The organism is Streptomyces sp. NPDC012935 (genome assembly GCF_042900345.1).
In the GTDB taxonomy this organism is placed as follows: Bacteria; Actinomycetota; Actinomycetes; order Streptomycetales; family Streptomycetaceae; genus Streptomyces.
Window position 1 is genome coordinate 459,014 of sequence record NZ_JBIBBC010000003.1, and the last position, 15,896, is coordinate 474,909.

General features: G+C 72.4%; 13 protein-coding genes. 7 read left to right on the plus strand and 6 right to left on the minus strand.

The window, feature by feature from the left end:
* Window positions 1-91 precede the first annotated feature (91 nt).
* Complete coding sequence (locus tag ACFY5C_RS10880; protein ID WP_389443018.1) at window positions 92-868, minus strand: class I SAM-dependent methyltransferase; 777 nt, start codon at window positions 866-868, stop codon at window positions 92-94.
* Window positions 869-1,273: 405 nt separating this feature from the next.
* Between ACFY5C_RS10880 and ACFY5C_RS10885 the strand changes: the two genes are divergently transcribed.
* The gene (locus ACFY5C_RS10885) at window positions 1,274-3,217 is read left to right on the plus strand and encodes a glycoside hydrolase family 5 protein (RefSeq protein ID WP_389443020.1); all 1,944 of its coding nucleotides are present in this window, start codon (window positions 1,274-1,276) and stop codon (window positions 3,215-3,217) included.
* A 30-nt stretch (window positions 3,218-3,247) separates the two neighbouring features.
* Window positions 3,248-3,949: a CPBP family intramembrane glutamic endopeptidase gene (locus ACFY5C_RS10890; RefSeq protein ID WP_389443022.1), complete on the plus strand. Its 702-nt coding sequence runs from the start codon at window positions 3,248-3,250 to the stop codon at window positions 3,947-3,949.
* A gap of 4 nt (window positions 3,950-3,953) precedes the next feature.
* Here ACFY5C_RS10890 and lpdA read toward each other — a convergent pair whose 3' ends face one another.
* The 4 genes from lpdA to ACFY5C_RS10910 form a co-directional block, all read right to left on the minus strand.
* On the minus strand, window positions 3,954-5,366 hold the full coding sequence (lpdA, locus tag ACFY5C_RS10895) for a dihydrolipoyl dehydrogenase (protein ID WP_389443381.1): 1,413 nt from the start codon (window positions 5,364-5,366) through the stop codon (window positions 3,954-3,956).
* Window positions 5,367-5,524: 158 nt separating this feature from the next.
* Complete coding sequence (locus tag ACFY5C_RS10900; RefSeq protein ID WP_389443024.1) at window positions 5,525-6,373, minus strand: hypothetical protein; 849 nt, start codon at window positions 6,371-6,373, stop codon at window positions 5,525-5,527.
* 173 nt (window positions 6,374-6,546) lie between these two features.
* Window positions 6,547-9,741 (minus strand): amidohydrolase family protein, encoded by a 3,195-nt coding sequence (locus ACFY5C_RS10905; RefSeq protein ID WP_389443026.1) that lies wholly within the window; start codon window positions 9,739-9,741, stop codon window positions 6,547-6,549.
* Between the two features lie 134 nt (window positions 9,742-9,875).
* Window positions 9,876-10,466, minus strand: coding sequence for a hypothetical protein (locus tag ACFY5C_RS10910; protein ID WP_389443028.1), 591 nt, complete (start codon window positions 10,464-10,466; stop codon window positions 9,876-9,878).
* Window positions 10,467-10,648: 182 nt separating this feature from the next.
* Between ACFY5C_RS10910 and ACFY5C_RS10915 the strand changes: the two genes are divergently transcribed.
* The gene (locus tag ACFY5C_RS10915; protein WP_389443030.1) at window positions 10,649-11,965 is read left to right on the plus strand and encodes a sensor histidine kinase; all 1,317 of its coding nucleotides are present in this window, start codon (window positions 10,649-10,651) and stop codon (window positions 11,963-11,965) included.
* Window positions 11,962-12,564 (plus strand): DNA-binding response regulator, encoded by a 603-nt coding sequence (locus ACFY5C_RS10920; protein ID WP_389443031.1) that lies wholly within the window; start codon window positions 11,962-11,964, stop codon window positions 12,562-12,564. The genes ACFY5C_RS10915 and ACFY5C_RS10920 overlap by 4 nt, the downstream gene beginning before the upstream one ends.
* A 21-nt stretch (window positions 12,565-12,585) precedes the next feature.
* On the opposite strand, the gene ACFY5C_RS10925 is transcribed toward ACFY5C_RS10920, so the two are convergent.
* Window positions 12,586-13,017: a helix-turn-helix domain-containing protein gene (locus ACFY5C_RS10925; RefSeq protein WP_389443033.1), complete on the minus strand. Its 432-nt coding sequence runs from the start codon at window positions 13,015-13,017 to the stop codon at window positions 12,586-12,588.
* A 73-nt stretch (window positions 13,018-13,090) separates the two neighbouring features.
* Between ACFY5C_RS10925 and ACFY5C_RS10930 the strand changes: the two genes are divergently transcribed.
* The 3 genes from ACFY5C_RS10930 to ACFY5C_RS10940 all read left to right on the plus strand — a co-directional run bounded on the left by ACFY5C_RS10930 (window position 13,091) and on the right by ACFY5C_RS10940 (window position 15,872).
* Window positions 13,091-13,981 carry a class I SAM-dependent methyltransferase gene (locus ACFY5C_RS10930; RefSeq protein WP_389443035.1) on the plus strand — a complete coding sequence of 297 codons (891 nt, stop codon included), beginning with the start codon at window positions 13,091-13,093 and terminating at the stop codon, window positions 13,979-13,981.
* A gap of 92 nt (window positions 13,982-14,073) precedes the next feature.
* Window positions 14,074-14,784, plus strand: coding sequence for a ThuA domain-containing protein (locus tag ACFY5C_RS10935; protein ID WP_389443037.1), 711 nt, complete (start codon window positions 14,074-14,076; stop codon window positions 14,782-14,784).
* The gene (locus tag ACFY5C_RS10940; RefSeq protein WP_389443039.1) at window positions 14,754-15,872 is read left to right on the plus strand and encodes a Gfo/Idh/MocA family protein; all 1,119 of its coding nucleotides are present in this window, start codon (window positions 14,754-14,756) and stop codon (window positions 15,870-15,872) included. The genes ACFY5C_RS10935 and ACFY5C_RS10940 overlap by 31 nt, the downstream gene beginning before the upstream one ends.
* Window positions 15,873-15,896 lie beyond the last annotated feature (24 nt).

Sequence of the window (15,896 nt, forward strand, 5' to 3'; positions counted from 1 at the left end):
CATGACCTCGCAAGATGTGCGAACGAGGATCGCCACTCCTGCTTTACGAGTCAAGGGTCCGGGACAGTTGACCTGATGACGGGGTGTCGGTTCACCCGGGATGCGTGACCCGGATCTTGGACTGGCCGTGCGGGAGTGCCTCCCAGTCCGCCATGAAGCGGGCTCGCAGGCCGTGTTTCTCGGCCAGCGTCAGGAGGGTCTCGGTGCGGTAGTAGAAGTCCTCCCGCAGGACGTGGTGCTCCTGTCCTTCGGTGCGGTCGAAGGTGAAGTCGAACCAGCCGCCGGGAGCGAGCACCCGGCCGACGTTGGCCAGGCACTCCTCGATGACCGGGAGTGGTGAGTGCGAGAAGACGCTGTGGGCGTGCACCACGTCGAAGTGGGCGTCGGGCAGGAAGCTCAGCTTCAGGTCGCGCACCGGGGTGAGCACGGGCAGCCGCTGCTGCAGCCCCATCGCCACGATGGTGTCCTGCGCTGCGAAGAGGATGTCGGGTGAGATGTCGATGCCGTAGTAGTGGCCGGGCTCCAGGTGGCGGATGAACCGCCAGCCTCCGCGCAGGTTGCCGCAGCCGATCTCCAGCATCCGGTGCTCGGGGCGCAGGCCGTGGCCGAGGAGGTAGTCGAACTGCATCGCCCCGAGGGCCAGCCATCGCTCGCGGTTGCGGCTGCCGACGGCCGCGTCCGGGTCGGCCCGGGTGTCGGAGCGCATCACGGCCCGGTAGTAGGAGACGTGGTCCGGGTGGCGGCGGCGCAGCCACATGTCCCGGGCGGTGCGGACGAGATGACGGGGCACGCGGTCCGGGTGGCGCAGGGCGTAGGTGAAACGGTGGCCGAGGGACGAGCGGTTGGCGGTGAGCTTCTTGGCCGGCATGGGTGGGCCTCCCGGGGACGCGGTACCACCGAGGATGCTCAACAGGGCCGCACCGCGCCACAGGTGCGGGCCGGGGGTGGCGGCTGGTCCGTTTGTGTGCGGAGCCACGGTCGGCCGGATGGGTGAGAGATGCGCTTCCGGGCACTGTCACACGCCCGGACGGGGAGTCGCCGCCGGTTTGCGGCCCCGGTCGCCGTTGATGCACAGCCACCTCCCGACGAACGCGCCCCCACCCCCGCAGTGCGCGGGCCTTGCAGCCGGCACTCCGAGAGGAACGCCGGCAGCCGGCCGACACCCCGGCGCCTGGGCGTTGTTCGCGCCTACGGCGTGTGAGGCCCGCGAAAGACTGGACCAATGTCACGTCATCCACCATGATGACGCCGCCATGACAACACAGCCGTCGGGATGGTGACCGTGCGCGGATCCTTGGTGAGGGCGACTCTCGCCGCCGTACTCCTCCTCGTCCCGCTGGCGTCCCTGCCCGAGGCCGCGGCCGAGCAGCAGCCGGCCACCGCCGAGGCGGTCGTCCCGCCCGCCGCCACGGCCGAAGCGCAGGACTGGACGCCGCCGCTGAGCACACGGGGCCGCTGGATCGTCGACGCGGACGGGGACCGCTTCAAACTGCGCTCCGGCAACTGGCACGGCGCCAGCGGCACCTGGAACGGTTCGGGCGACCAGGCCGACGACGCGAGCCACCACGCCGGCGAGAACTCCGGCCGGATACCGCTCGGCCTGGACCGCGCCTCGGTGTCCGACATCATCGCCGGGTTCCGCGAGATCGGGATCAACAGCGTCCGGCTCCCGTTCTCCAACGAGATGGTCCACGACAGCCGTCCCGTCACGGACGACTCCGTCGCCGCCAACCCGTCGCTGCGCGGCAGGACTCCGCTGGAGGTGTACGACGCGGTCGTGCGCGACCTCACGGCGGCCGGCCTCGCGGTGATCCTCAACAACCACACCAACACCACGCGTTGGTGTTGCGGAGTCGACGGCAACGAACGCTGGAACGCGAGCCAGTCCACCGGGACCTGGGAGAACGACTGGCTGTTCATGGCCCGCCGCTACCGGGACAACTCGCGCGTCGTCGGCGCCGACCTCTACAACGAGGTGCGCCGCAACGTGTGGGACGACCCCAACTGGGGCCTCGGCGACGACCACGACTGGTTCGCCGCCTCCCAGCGCGTCGGCGACCGCATTCTGGCGGAGGCCAACCCGAACCTGCTGATCGTCGTCGAGGGCATCAACTGGACCGGCATCCCCGTCGACGGCCTGCCGCACGAGCGCCCCACCCTGGAGCCCGCCCGCCGCCTGTCCCACACCCTCATCGACTCCGGCAAGCTGGTGTACTCCGCCCACTTCTACGACTACACCGGACCGAACCACAGCGGCGCCACAGGAACGGGCGAGACCAGCGATCCGCGCTACCGCGACCTGAGCCCCGGCGAACTGATCGCGGTGCTCGACCGGCAGGCGTTCTTCGTTGCCGCCGAGCAGGACCAGCACTTCACCGCCCCCGTCTGGATCAGCGAGTTCGGCGTCGGGGGCCGCGACGAGACCGGCCACAAACCCCGGGCCTGGTTCGAGAACTTCGTGGACCAACTGATCCGCACCGACGCCGACTTCGCGTACTGGCCACTCGTCGGCTGGCACCAGGACCGCAAGGGCAACGGCTGGGCGCTGCTGCACTGGGATGCCGAAGGCCGTCGTATGGGCCTGTACGACGGCGACGACTGGCGGGCCGCCGCCTGGACGAGGCTCATCCAGGCCGACGCCCGCACCGGACCGGTGGCACCGGTCGCCGACTGGTCCATGCTCAGCCCCGACCACGGCGACTTCGTCCAGTCGCGGCGGATGCGCGCCCGGCCCGACTGGGACTCCGGCGCCCGCAAGGCCGTCTGTCCCGACGGACAGCGCCTGCTCGGTCTCGGCCACACCGGCAACCGGGGACTGTGCTCGGACGTGACGGCCGGCGCCCTGTGGGACCCGGCCGGCGGACACGAGGTGGTGGTGGACGAGCGTCACGTGACCCCGGGACGGGACTGGGCGTCCGGATACACCAAACTCCAGTGCGCGGAGGGGCAGTTCCTGATCGGCTACAGCGTCCGCGGCACGGCCGTCTCCGCCGCCCTGTGCGCCGCGGCCCCGGCCGGGAGGCTCGGCGCGAGTGGCCGTACGGTCTGGTTCGACCGGGGCGACAACCGGGGGCCTGCCGCCAAGGGCGGCGACTTCGCGCAGGGCCACTACAAGGGCCAGTGCGCGGACGACGAGTACGCGGCCGGCATCGCCTACACCGGACGGGTGGGGTCGGCCCGGACGCCCGACGCGCTGTACTGCCGCGAACTGGGCTGATCGCCGCCGCCGGGGGATGCTGGAACCCGGATGCGGATCACCTGTGCTCTCGCCGTGCTCACCGCCGCGAACCTGCTGAACAACTGGCTCGCGCGGAGCCCAGCCATGTACGTGGTCGTCTGCGTGATCGCGACGGCCGTGCTGCTGATGATCGCCCGCTGGGACGGCCTCACCCCCGCCGACCTGGGGCTCGACCCGGCGGGGGTGCGCCGGGGGCTGCGGTGGGCTCCCGTCCTGGTGGCGATCGTCCTGTTGGTCCTGCTCGTCCTGCTCGCCGTTCCGGCCGGGCGCGAGGCCTTCCGGGACGGCAGGGCGGCGGACCTGTCCCTGGAGGGGATGCTCTGGGGAGCACTGGTGCGGGTGCCCTTCGGGACCGTGCTGCTGGAGGAGACCGCCTTCCGGGGCGTGCTGTGGGCCATGATCCGGCGCCGGCACGGCACGGCCTGGGCCACGGGCGTGTCGTCGTTGCTGTTCGGGGTGTGGCACCTGATGCCGTCCCGTGGCGTCAACCGCTCCAACGCCGCCGTGGGGTCCGTCTTCGGGGAAGGTCAGGCCGGTGTGGCACCGACGGTGGCCGCGGCGATCGTCGCCACGGCCGTCGCCGGTGTCGTCCTGTGCGAGCTGCGCCGCCGCTCCGGCAGTCTGCTGGCGCCGATGACCCTGCACTGGGCGGTCAACGGCTTCGGTTACGCCTTTGCCTGGGGCGCGGCGCGCTGGTGGCTCGACGGCTGAACGGTCAGAAGTTGATCATGTGTCCGGCGAGGCCGTGCACAGCCTCCTTGACCGCCTCGCCGAGGGTCGGGTGCGCGTGGACGTTGCGGGCGACCTCGTGGACCGTGAGGTCCCACTGCTGGGCCAGGGTCAGCTCCGGCAGCAGCTCGGTGACGTCCGGGCCGATGAGATGGCCGCCGAGCAGTTCGCCGTACTTCGCGTCGCTGATCAGCTTCACGAAGCCGGTCGCGTCGCCGAGGCCGTGCGACTTGCCGTTCGCGGTGAAGGGGAACTTCGCCACCTTGACGTCGTGGCCGAGCTCGCGGGCCTGCACCTCGGTGTAGCCGAAGCTGGCGACCTGCGGCTGGCAGTAGGTGGCCCGCGGGATCATCACATAGTCCAGCTCCATCGTCTCGGCGTCCGCGATGGTCTCGGCGGCGATGATGCCCATGGCCTCGGCGGCGTGCGCGAGCATCAGCTTCGCCGTCACGTCGCCGATGGCGAAGATGTGCGGGACGGACGTACGGCAGCGCCCGTCGACGTCGATCGCGCCGCGCTCGGTGACGGTCACGCCGGTCTTGTCCAGGCCGTAGCCCTCGACGTTCGGCTGGAAGCCGATCGCCTGCAGCACCTTGTCGGCCTCCAGGACCTGCTGGCTGCCGTCCTTGCCGGTGACCGTGACGCGCACCTGCTCGCCGGACTCGTCGACGGCGTCGACGCGAGTGGAGGTGAGTACGTCGATGCCCAACTTGCGGTACTGCTTGGCGAGTTCGGCGGATACCTCGGCGTCCTCCAGCGGGGCCATCCGGTCCAGGAACTCGACGATCGTGACCTTCACGCCGTAGTTGTGGAGCACGTAGGCGAACTCGACGCCGATGGCGCCGGCACCCGCGATGACGATCGACTGCGGCAGCTCCTCGGCCAGGATCTGCTCCTCGAACGTCACCACCCGCGCGCTGCGCCGCGTACCGGGAAGCAACTTGGGCGTGGCGCCGGTGGCGATGATGCACTGGTCGAAGCCGATGGTGCGGGTCTCGCCGTCGTAGCCGGCCACCTGGAGGGTGTGCGGGTCGAGGAAGGTGCCGCGGCCGTCGATCTCGGTGATCTTGTTCTTCTTCATCAGGTAGTGGACGCCCTTGACCCGGCCGTCCGCGACCTTGCGGCTGCGGCGGAACGCCTCGCCGAAGTCGAAGGAGACCTGCCCGTCCACCTTGATGCCGAAGGTCTTCGCCTCGCGCGTGAAGATGTGCGCCAGTTCGGCGTTGCGCAGCAGCGCCTTGCTGGGGATACAGCCCACGTTCAGGCAGACGCCGCCCCAGTACTTCTCCTCCACGACCGCCACCCGCTTGCCCAGCTGGGCGGCGCGGATCGCGGCGACGTAGCCGCCGGGGCCCGCTCCGAGGACCACGACATCGAAGCGCTCGTCCTGCTCGACCATGGAGATGTCCTTCCTGAGTACGACGTCCTGCTCTGCTGGTGCCGGCCCTCGCCGGGCGATGGCGTACGGCTTCTTCCAGCATGACCGCATCCACGGGGTTGTGTGGTGATGCGGGAGGGTGACGACGATCTCAGGGGAGGCGCGCTCAGGCGGTCGGGTCAGTTTTCCGTGCCGAGGCACAGGAGGTTGAGCACGCAGAGCTGCGCCGGCGAGGTCGCTTCCGGTGCGGGGCTCGTGGGCGACGTGGAGGTCCCGGAGTCGGAGCCCTCGGTCGGCGTCGGGGTCGGCGCCTGCTGCCCGGCCTCGGTGCCGCCGCTGCCGCCGGGGTTCCCGCCTCCGGGATGCGCGGAGGAAGCCTGCGACTGCGGGGCCGAGGTCGCCGTGGGACTCGGAGTGGTGGCCACGTCCGGTCGGGTGAGGTCCCGCGTGGTGCGCGGGGCCGTGACGGACTCGCGAGCGGCGTTGGTCGGGGACGGCTTCGACGTGGCCGGGTCGGTGCGCCGGGCGTCGGGGGTGTCCGGCGGAGTGGACGCCGGGCGAGTGAGCTCCGTGTGCTGCTGCTCCGGGAGGCCCGCGTTAGGGCGCTCCGGGGCGGTGGCTGCCTGGGCCTTGTCACCGGCCCCGCGGTCCAGCGCCGAGACGGTCAGGCCGCCGCCGACCAGCGCGACGGCGGTGGCGACCACGGCCCGGCGCTGGTTCTTCTTCCAGCGGGCCCGCTGCCGACGGCGCGCCGCCCGGCCCTCGGGGACGGCCGGTACGCCGTCCGAATCACCGGAGGGGGCTGCGGTCACCGTCTCGTGCGCGCCGGCCGACGGCGTCGCCTCGTCACGGAAGTAGCCGTCGTACCACGTGTCGACCGCAGGGTTGCTCCGCTTCACCGCGCCCGGCGCCGCCGACACGGTGCGCCCCGCTGTCGTGGAGGGAGCGATGTCCGGGGCGTAGGCGCCGCATCCGGGGCACACGAGGGCCCCGTTGAGATGCCGGCGGCACGAGGAGCAGTAGTCCATCTGCGGTCTTCCTGGGTTGACTGCGCCATCGGCTCTGCTCGGCCGCGGCCTGGTCACGTCTGCACGTGGGGTCGAACGGCCAGAACGCTAACGATCCTTTCAAAAGGCTGTGTGCATCCCGGGTGATACTCCTGCGCAGATCTTTCACGAAGTGTGTGTGTGCCGTGACCTGCTCAGAGGTCGCAGCACCCCTCGCGGCGCATCTGGCGGCCCACCTCCAGCCAGTCGTCCGTCACCCGGCGCTCGGCGGCGGCGGTGGGGGCGGTGGCGGCGAAGGCGTCCACCAGGTCCGCCTGTTCGAAGAGGACGCCGCCGCGCAGGGCCGCCACCGTGCGGATCAGCGTGGCGAAGTCGGTGAACGGGTCGCCGTCCACGACCGTGAGGTCCGCGAGCTTGCCCTCCTCCACGGTGCCCAGGTCGGCGTCGGCGCCGAAGACCCGCGCGGGCAGCAGGGTCGCGGTGCGCAGCGCCTCGGCCGGTGACAGGCCGGCACGGTGCAGGGCGCGCAGGGCCAGGTGCAGATGCAGGCCGACCGGGACGATGGGTTGGTCGGTGCCGAGCGCGATCAGGCCGCCGTTTGCGAGGACGCGCCGGTAGACGTCCATCTCCCGCCCCAGCGTGGCCAGTTGGGCTTCGCCGGGCGGCTGCCCGGCCTGCTGTCGGACGAGTGCGGTGTCCCAGGGGGGCATGAGGGCGGTGACACGCGGGTCGTCCGCCAGCGCTGAGTCGGCGCCCAGCAGGGCCAGTGCCGTGAAAGGCGTGGCGACGAGGTGGAAGTCGGTCGCGGTGTAGATCTCCTCGACGTCCTGGTAGGCCTGCCCCGCCGCGGACGTCGCGTGGCCGAACTCCAGCCGCTGCGTCGCCTGCAGATGGGTCGTCACGTCCTGGCCCAGCTGCACACCGGGGCTGCACAGGTGACTGCCACTGCGCACTCCGAGTCGCTCGTGCCCGAAGTCCGCGGCCTCCTTCATCACCCATCCGGGCGCCCTTACGTACGTCTTCACGAAGTCCCAGTCCAGTGCGGCACCCCGCGCCAGCGACCGCTGCAGACCCTCGCGGGTGCGGTGGGCGCGGCCCATGCTGTAGGCGACGCGTGTCCCGTCGAGCAGCTCACCGGTGGTCAGCAGCCGGGGCCCGGCGAGGACACCGGCGCAGACCGCCTCCCGGATTCGGGCCTGTTCGTAGGCGAAGCCGCCCAGCGAGACAGCCGTCGTGATGCCGTACGCGAGCTGCAGCGCGGTCTGGCGGCCGCCGTACGTGGTCTGCCAGGGGTGGGTGTGGGCGTCCCACAGGCCGGGGATCACGGTGCGGTCGCTCGCGTCGACGCGGTGTTCGGCCGGGCGGCCCGCTCGGTGCGGGGACACGTCCGCGACACGGCCGTCGCGGATCACGACGTCGACGTCCTCGCGGACGTCCGTTCCGGTTCCGTCCCAGAGGCGGCCCGCGTGCACCACCGTGTCCGCCGGGCGCGGTCTGCGGTAGTCGAGCGGGACGCGGACGGTACGGGTTGTGCCGCTGCGGATGTCGGTCAGGCGCAGGGTGCCCGCGGAGAGGTAGAGCAGGGTGCGGGCGTCGGCCGACCAGGAGGGGTGGTCGGCCGGTTCGGTGGTGAGGCGGCGCGGCTCGCCGTCCGGGGTGCCGTCGGCGCGGACCGGCAGCAGCCACAGCGCCGACTCCGCCACCACGGCCATCCAGCGGCCGTCCGGCGACCAGACGGGGCCGGAGTCGTAGCGGTCGGAGAGCGAGGTGTGGGGGGCGAGGGCGTGCAGGGCTGCCGTTCCGGTGGCCGTGTCGACGACGCGGATCAGGTTGTAGCCCTCACGGAACCGCTGGTTGAGGCGGTTCCGGTCGCACAGCGCCACATACCGGCCGTCCGGCGACCAGCTGGGGCGGCCGGGCAGCCCACCCGCTCCCAGCGGCGCGGCGAGGACGTGTTCGGCCCCTTCGGGCAGGTCGCGCACCAGGAGGTTGCCGGACATGTCGAGGCAGGCCAGCCGCGTCCCGTCCGGCGAGAGGGCCGGGAAGACGCGCCCGCCCTCCGCGAGGACGGTCTCCTCATCGGAGCGGAGGTCCCGGCGCCGTACGGCGAACAGTCCGTCACGGTCGTCGGCGTAGACCAGCGCCGCACCGTCGGGCGTCCAGGCCGGCGCCAGGACATAGCGGGTGGCGGGGACCTGCAGGACCTTGCGGGGTGCCCGGCCGCCTGCCGTCCCGGTGGTCCACAGCGCGTTGAGCGCGGCGAAGGCGACGCTACGGCCGTCGGGCGACAGGGCGGGCAGGTGCAGGGCGCGGACGGGACGGGCGCCGGCGCCCTCGAAGTCGTACGCCTTGCTCCGGTAGCGGGGCCGGTCCACGGGCAGCGTGGCCGTGAAGGGGATCTCCTCGCCGTCGCCCGGCGCGTCGGGGTCGACCAGGCGGAAGTGTCCGTCGACGTTGAGGAGCAGCCGGTCGGCGTCCGTCCAGCGCGGCGGCGCGGGGAGGACGGCGCCCTGCACGGCGACCGGTGTGCCGTCCACGACGAGGGTGCAGGACGCGGCAGGTGAGGCCGTGGTGCGTAGGTGTGCCAGGCGCCCGGTGGGCGACACGGTGGGCGTCATGAGCTGGGCGCCGGAGTCGTCGGTGTGCTCGGTGGTGACCGGACCGGTGCCGTCGGCGGTCACCGACGCGATCGTGGTCGCGCGGAGGGTGCCGGCCTCGGTGACGACGGCCCGCACGAACAGCACCCGCTGCCCGTCGGGCGACCACGTGGGGTCGAAGTCCTCCCAGCGGACGTCCTGCCCGGGACCCTGCTGGTCGGGCCGCCCGGTGAGCCGGGTCAGCGCGCCCGTGCGCACGTCCACCGTCCAGATGCGGTACGGAGAGCCGGTCACGGTGTCGCCGCCGCGCTCGGAAGCGAACGCGATCCGGGAGCCGTCCGGCGACCAGGCCGGGCCCCGGTCGTCCCAGGGCCCGTCGGTGAGTTGCCGCAGCCCGGTGCCGTCGGGCCGCAGCGTCCAGAGGTGGAAGCCGCCGCCGCGGTAGGCGCAGACGACGAGGCGGCTGCCGTCGGGCGAGAACTGCGGGCGCGTGGGTTCGAGGCCGGGCGGGGTGAGCGGGACGGCCGTGCCGCCCTTCCTCGGGATGGACCAGAGCACGTTCTGCACCTCGGCGACCAGCCGGTCACCGGACGGGGCGAGGGTCGCGGAGCCGCCGGTGGCGGCGGTGAAGGAGAGGGTGGTCGCGGCGGAAGCGGCGGCCAGGGCCGGCGTACTCACGGTGGAAAGCGTAGATCCGGTGACGGCCGCGGTGGCGGTTGCGGTGACCTGGAGGAATCTGCGGCGGGAGAGCGGGCCGAGGCGGGGGGCGGCTGCGGTGTCTTCGGGGTCCAAGGGAGCTCCCAGGGCGCGGAGTTGGCGTACCGGACAGGAGTGACCACTGGTGGCAACGTACGGGGCGGTTCCCGGTTACGCGCCCGCCCCGGCGTTTCCCGGCCGTTTTCGGCCACTGGGGGCATCCGTTTCGGCTAGACCAGGAAGAGCAGTTGGACGGCGACGAGTACGTCGATGACGCCGCACCACTCGGCGAACGTACGCGAGACGACCTTGTCGAGCCGCAGGTGCACGAAGTCCCAGACGCCGTGGCAGAACCAGCCGGCCGCCACCAGGTACCGGCCCAGGTCCGGATCCACCGCGAGCCCCGCCGACGCGAGCCCGCAGAAGACGACGGCGCCCGCGGCCTGCACCCCGAACGTGGCCGGCCCGTGCGGAGTCCCGCGGACGGCGCCCCACACCAGGACGGCCGCCGCGAGGGCGACCAGGACCGTCGACGGGGCGACCACATCCTGGGTGGCGAGGGCGAACACGGCCACCAGTCCGGCCCCGAGCACCGGCCAGGTCGCCTGCGGCCTGCCGATCTGGTGGACGACCAGATAGATCAGGGGCAGCAACGGCAGGGTCTCGGCGAATCCTCCGACGGCGTCGGCCACGTCCTGCGAGCCGGACGCGATGACGTTGAGGGCGACGACCGCGGCAGCCAGCGCGGTCGGCCAGCGCCGCCTGAGCGCTGCGGTCGGATGCGGCCGTACGGCCGTCGCGTGAGTGGGGCGTGCCTGCATGACGGGCTCTCCTTCGGTACGAGGGCGGGGAAGCGGCTGCAACTGCCGCATCCGCTGCCGACGCCCTCAGCCTCCGCCGCCACGAGGCCCGCCAGTAGTGCCGAATCCCCCTGCGCACGCCTGGCGTTGTCACGTCCTCGGATGACATTTGTCATGCGGCCGGGCTGGGCCACAATGACCGTGTGGCGGGCAGGAAGATCGATCGCGAGGCGGCGGGGCTGACGGGCTTCCGTCGCTACACGTGGTGGACCGTGCCGGGCATGACCGGTTGTGTCCTGGCCCTCTTCGTCGGCGGGTGGGTACTCGACGGCGATGTCCCGCTGTGGGCGCGCGCACCGGCCGCCGCCGCGCTCGTCGTCGAGGTGTGGGCGTGCGTCGCCCTGCTGAGCCGGCGGCTGACCCTTCTGCCCGTCACCGGCGCACAGCCCGGCGGACCGCCCGTGGGCCTGCTGACCGCCGCGGTCGGGGCAGGAGTCGTGCTCGCGGCGTTCCCCTTGGCCCTGCACAACTACGGGCTGTGGCCGGTGGCGCCCGCGTTGGTGGTCGCGATCGTCGCGACGTACCTCTCGCCACGGCGCAGGCGACTGCTGGTCGGGGGCGCCGTGCTCCTCGCCCTGTTCCCCGGCAGCGTCGCCGGCCTCGCACAGGGCGACGGGGCGTCGGCGTACGCGGCCCTGTTCCCGGCGGGGCTGGTCGCCTTCACGGCCTGGGTGACGCTCGGCCCGTTGTGGGCCTGGGACACGGCACGGCGGCTGGACGAGGCACGGCGGCTGGAGGGGGAGCTGGCGGTCAGGGAGGAAAGGCTGCGGTTCGCGGCCGACCTGCACGACATCCAGGGCCACCATCTCCAAGTGATCGCCCTGAAGAGCGAGTTGGCGGAACGGCTCGTCGAGCGGGATCCGGCGCGGGCCGCCGCGGAGATGAAGGAGATACGGCAGCTGGCGGCGGACGCCCTCAGCGACACCCGGGCGGTGGTGCGGGGTTACCGTCGGACGACCCTGGACGACGAGATCGGCAACGCGACCCGGGTGCTGGCCGCCGCCGGCATCGACGCGAGGATGACGCTCGACCCGGATGCCGTAAGCGCCGCCCTCGCGGACTCCGCCCGGCACCTCCTCGGTCTGGTGATGCGGGAGGCCACCACCAATGTGCTGAGGCACAGCCGGGCCGGACACGCCGAGGTCGACTACCGCACCACCGACGGCCACGCCCGCCTGCGCGTGCGCAACGACGGTGCCGAGGAGCATCCGGCCGCCCTGGACGGCACGGGACTGCGCGGCCTCGCCGAGCGGCTGGAGGCCGCCGGTGGCGAGCTGAAGTGGCAGCACGACGGCGATCGCTTCGTGGTCGAGGCCGCACTGCCGACGTGTTCGCCGGGATCGCAGGGATCGCCGAAGGTATTGGGGTCACCGGAGGCATTGGGGTCACCGGAGCCCCCGGCATCACGAGACTCGCCGTCAACGCAGTCGCCGAACCCCGAGGCCGGAGCCGCCCGATGATCCGTCTGCTGATCGCCGACGACGAGGACCTGCTCAGAAGCGCCCTGGCCGCCCTGCTGGCGCTTGAGCAGGACCTCACCGTGGTCGCCGAGGCGTCCACCTCCACGGAGGCGGTGCGGCTGGCCCGCGAGCAGCGCCCCGACATCGCCGTACTCGACCTGGAGATGCCGCCCACCGACGGGCTCCGTGCCGCCGAGGAGATCCGGGCCGAACTGCCCACGCAGATCGTCCTGGTGACGCGGCACGCCCGGCCGGCCGTGCTGCGCCGGGCCCTGGCAGCCGGCGTCCGCGGCTTCGTCCCCAAGACCACCCCGGCGGTCCGGCTTGCCGAGATCATCCGGGACGTCGCCGCCGGACGCCGCTACGTGGACCCCGACATCGCCGCCTCCGCGCTGACCGAGGACGACTGCCCCCTCACCGCCCGCGAACTGGAGGTGCTGCGCGCGACCCGCACCGGCGCTTCGATCGCCGAGATCGCCGAAGCCGTCCACCTGGCCCCCGGCACGGTCCGCAACTACCTCTCCGCGGCCATGTCCAAGCTGGGCACCCCGACCCGCCATGCGGCCGCGCACCGCGCCTGGGAACAGGGCTGGATCTGATCCCTCGCCCCCTGGCGAGGCTCATGGCGCTCCCGGCGCCCGCTTCCTCGGGACCGCGACAGCGCCGGATGCGGCCGCCTCGAGGAGGCGGCGGAAGGTGGGGCATTCCATGTGGCTCGGGGCGGGGCAGGATGCCGCGTGCCGCAGGGAGTCCCGCAGGACGCCCAGTTCGCGGATCCTCGAGTCCAGTTCCTCCGCCTTCGCCGAGAGCATCTGCCGGTCGATGCGCGGCTGCCCGTCCGGCGCGAACATGTGCGCGATCTCGTCGAGCGAGAACCCGGCGGTACGCCCCAGCGCGATCAGCGCCAGGCGCTCCAGTACGCCAGAATCGTACTGTCGGCGCAGGCCGCGCCTGCCGGTCGAGGCGATCAGCCCCTTCTCCTCGTAGAACCGCAGCGTGGAGGCGGGAACGCCGGCGCGCCGCGCCACCTCGGCGATGTCCAGGTCCGTCATCCGCTTGACCTCAAGTCGACTTGAAGTAGCACGCTGTCACCCCGGCCCGATGAACGCAAGCGCAGGAGGCGATATGGACGACAGGCGCAGGACCGATGACGAACAGGCGGCCCGGTGGAGCGGGCCCGGTGGGAACGCCTGGGTCGATACGCAGGAGGTGCTGGACGGCATGCTCCGGCCGTTCGAGGAGCTGCTCATCGAGGCGATGCCGGCCGGACAGACAGGGCAGGTGCTGGACGTCGGCTGCGGTACCGGCGGCACCACGGTGGCGGTGGCACGGCGGCTGGGTCCGGCGGGTCGCTGCGTCGGCATCGACATTTCCGAGCCGATGATCACCGCCGCGCGGGCGCGCGCCGAGCGGGAGGGTACGGCGGTGTCCTTCGTCCACGCCGACGCGCAGGAGCATGTCTTCGAGCCCGCCACCTTCGACGCGGTCGTCTCGCGCTTCGGCGTCATGTTCTTCAGCGACCCCGTCCGGGCCTTCGCGAACCTGCGGGGCGCCGCCAGGGACGGAGCCTCGCTCCGGTTCATCGTCTGGCGCGGCCCCGCCGAGAATCCGTTCATGACGACGGCCGAGCGCGCCGCGGCGCCGCTCATGCCGAACCTTCCCGTCCGCCGGCCGGACGAGCCGGGGCAGTTCGCCTTCGCCGACTCGGACAAGGTCCGTCGCATCCTGACGGACAGCGGGTGGTCCGGCATCGACATCCGGCCGGTCGAAGTGCCCTGCACGCTGCCCGAGCGGGAGCTGATCCGGTACTTCACCCGCCTCGGTCCGGTCGGGCAGGCGCTGCCCGAGGTGGACGAACTAACCCGCGCGAGGGTCATCGAGACCGTCCGCGCCGCCTTCGACAGCTTTGTGCAGGGCACGGAGGTCCGTTTCACGTCGGCCTGTTGGATGGTCGGCGCCCGGGCGACGTCCGTGTCATCCCCGTCGGCCTCGCCCGCGTCGCCCACCTCGCCGTAGCGAAAGTTTCGCAGAATCCGGCGGCTCTTTCCGAAGGGCTGGAGCCCGGCGCATAGTGATGACGCTGTTCTCCTGCCTCACGAAGGGACGCGATGACGCGGAAGAAGGCCCTGGTGGTCCGAGGTGGCTGGGAGGGGCACGATCCGGTCCGGGCCACGGAGTTGTTCCTGCCCTTCTTGCGGAACAACGGCTACGCCGTCCGGGTCGAGGAGTCGACCGACGTCTACGCCGACGCCACCGAGATGGCCGGCACCGATCTCGTCGTGCAGTGCGTCACGATGTCGCAGATCGCTGCCGAGCAGGTGGCGGGACTGAGCGCGGCGGTCGTGGCCGGCACCGGCTTCACCGGCTGGCACGGCGGCATCGCCGACTCGTTCCGCGCCTCCTCCGACTATCTCCACCTGGTGGGCGGGCAGTTCGCGACGCATCCGGGCAAGGAGCCGTGCGAACGCCGGGGAGTCCAGGAGGACAACTACCTGCCGCACGTCGTCAACATCACGGAGCTGGGCCGTGAGCACCCCGTCACGGCCGGCATCGAGGACTTCGAACTGCACACCGAGCAGTACTGGGTGCTCCACGACGACCTGATCGACGTCCTGGCCACCACCACCCACCCCGCCCGCCCGTGGCAGCCGTGGCCCCGCCCCGTCACTTCCCCTGCCGTCTGGGCCCGGCAGTGGGGCGCGGGCCGCGTGATGGTGACGACACCTGGGCACAGCCTCGACGTGCTGGAGAACCCGAACGTCCGCACCGTGATCGAGAGGGGCATGCTGTGGGCGACGCGCACCGCGTCGGAGTCGTAGGCCTCGGCGTCATCTCCCGCGCCTACCTGGACACGCTCGCCGGCCATCCTGCCGTGCGCGTCACCGCGGTCGCCGACCTCGACGCCGCCCGGTCCGCCGCGGTCGCCGCCGAGTTCCCCGGCGTCGAGGCGCTGCCCGTCGAGGAGTTGCTGAGCAGCCCCGACGTGGACACCGTGCTGAACCTCACGGTCCCCGCGGCGCACGCCGAGATCGCCCTCGGCGCCATCCGCCACGGGAAGAACGTCTACGGGGAGAAGCCGCTGGCCGCCGGCCTCACCGAGGCGCATACCGTGATGGCGGCCGCCGCGAAGGCGGGGGTCGGTGTGGGATGCGCGCCCGACACCGTCCTGGGCACCGGCGTCCAGACTGCGCGCGCGGCCGTGGCCGCGGGCCGCGTCGGACGCCCCCAGTTCGCCACCGCCGTCATGGTCACGCCGGGGCACGAACGCTGGCATCCGCACCCCGACTTCTACTACACGGCCGGGGGCGGCCCCCTTCTGGACATGGGCCCGTACTACCTCTCGTCCCTGGTCCATCTTCTGGGCCCCGTCCGTGCCGTGACCGGGGCGGCCGGCCGGCTGCGTGCCGAGCGCGTCATCGGTTCGGGCCCGCGCGCGGGCGAGCGGATTCCGGTGGAGGTGGACAGTCACGTCACCGGTGTGCTGGAGCACGTCGGCGGCACCCTGACGACGATCACGACGAGCTTCGACGGCGTGGCCACGACCGCGGCTCCGATCGAGGTCCACGGCGAGACGGGGACCCTCGCGGTCCCGGACCCGAACCGCTTCGACGGTGAGGTGCGGCTCTTCGAACTCGGCGACACGCAGTGGCGCACCCTCCCGACCTCGGCGGGCTACGTCGACGGCGCCCGGGGCGTCGGCCTGCTCGACTTCGTCGCCGGGGCCGGGCAGCGGGCGCCGCGCGCGAACGGTGAACTCGCCCTGCACGTACTGGAGACGATGAGCGCCCTGCTGCGTTCGTCGGCCGAGGGCCGCCGCGTCGAGCTGACGACCTCGGCGGAGCCGCCGGTTCCCGTTCCGCTGACGGCCGCGCAGGAGTGGAGAGGCGCAGTGCGGGACGCCGGCTGACCCGAGACGCGGTGCGCGGGAAGG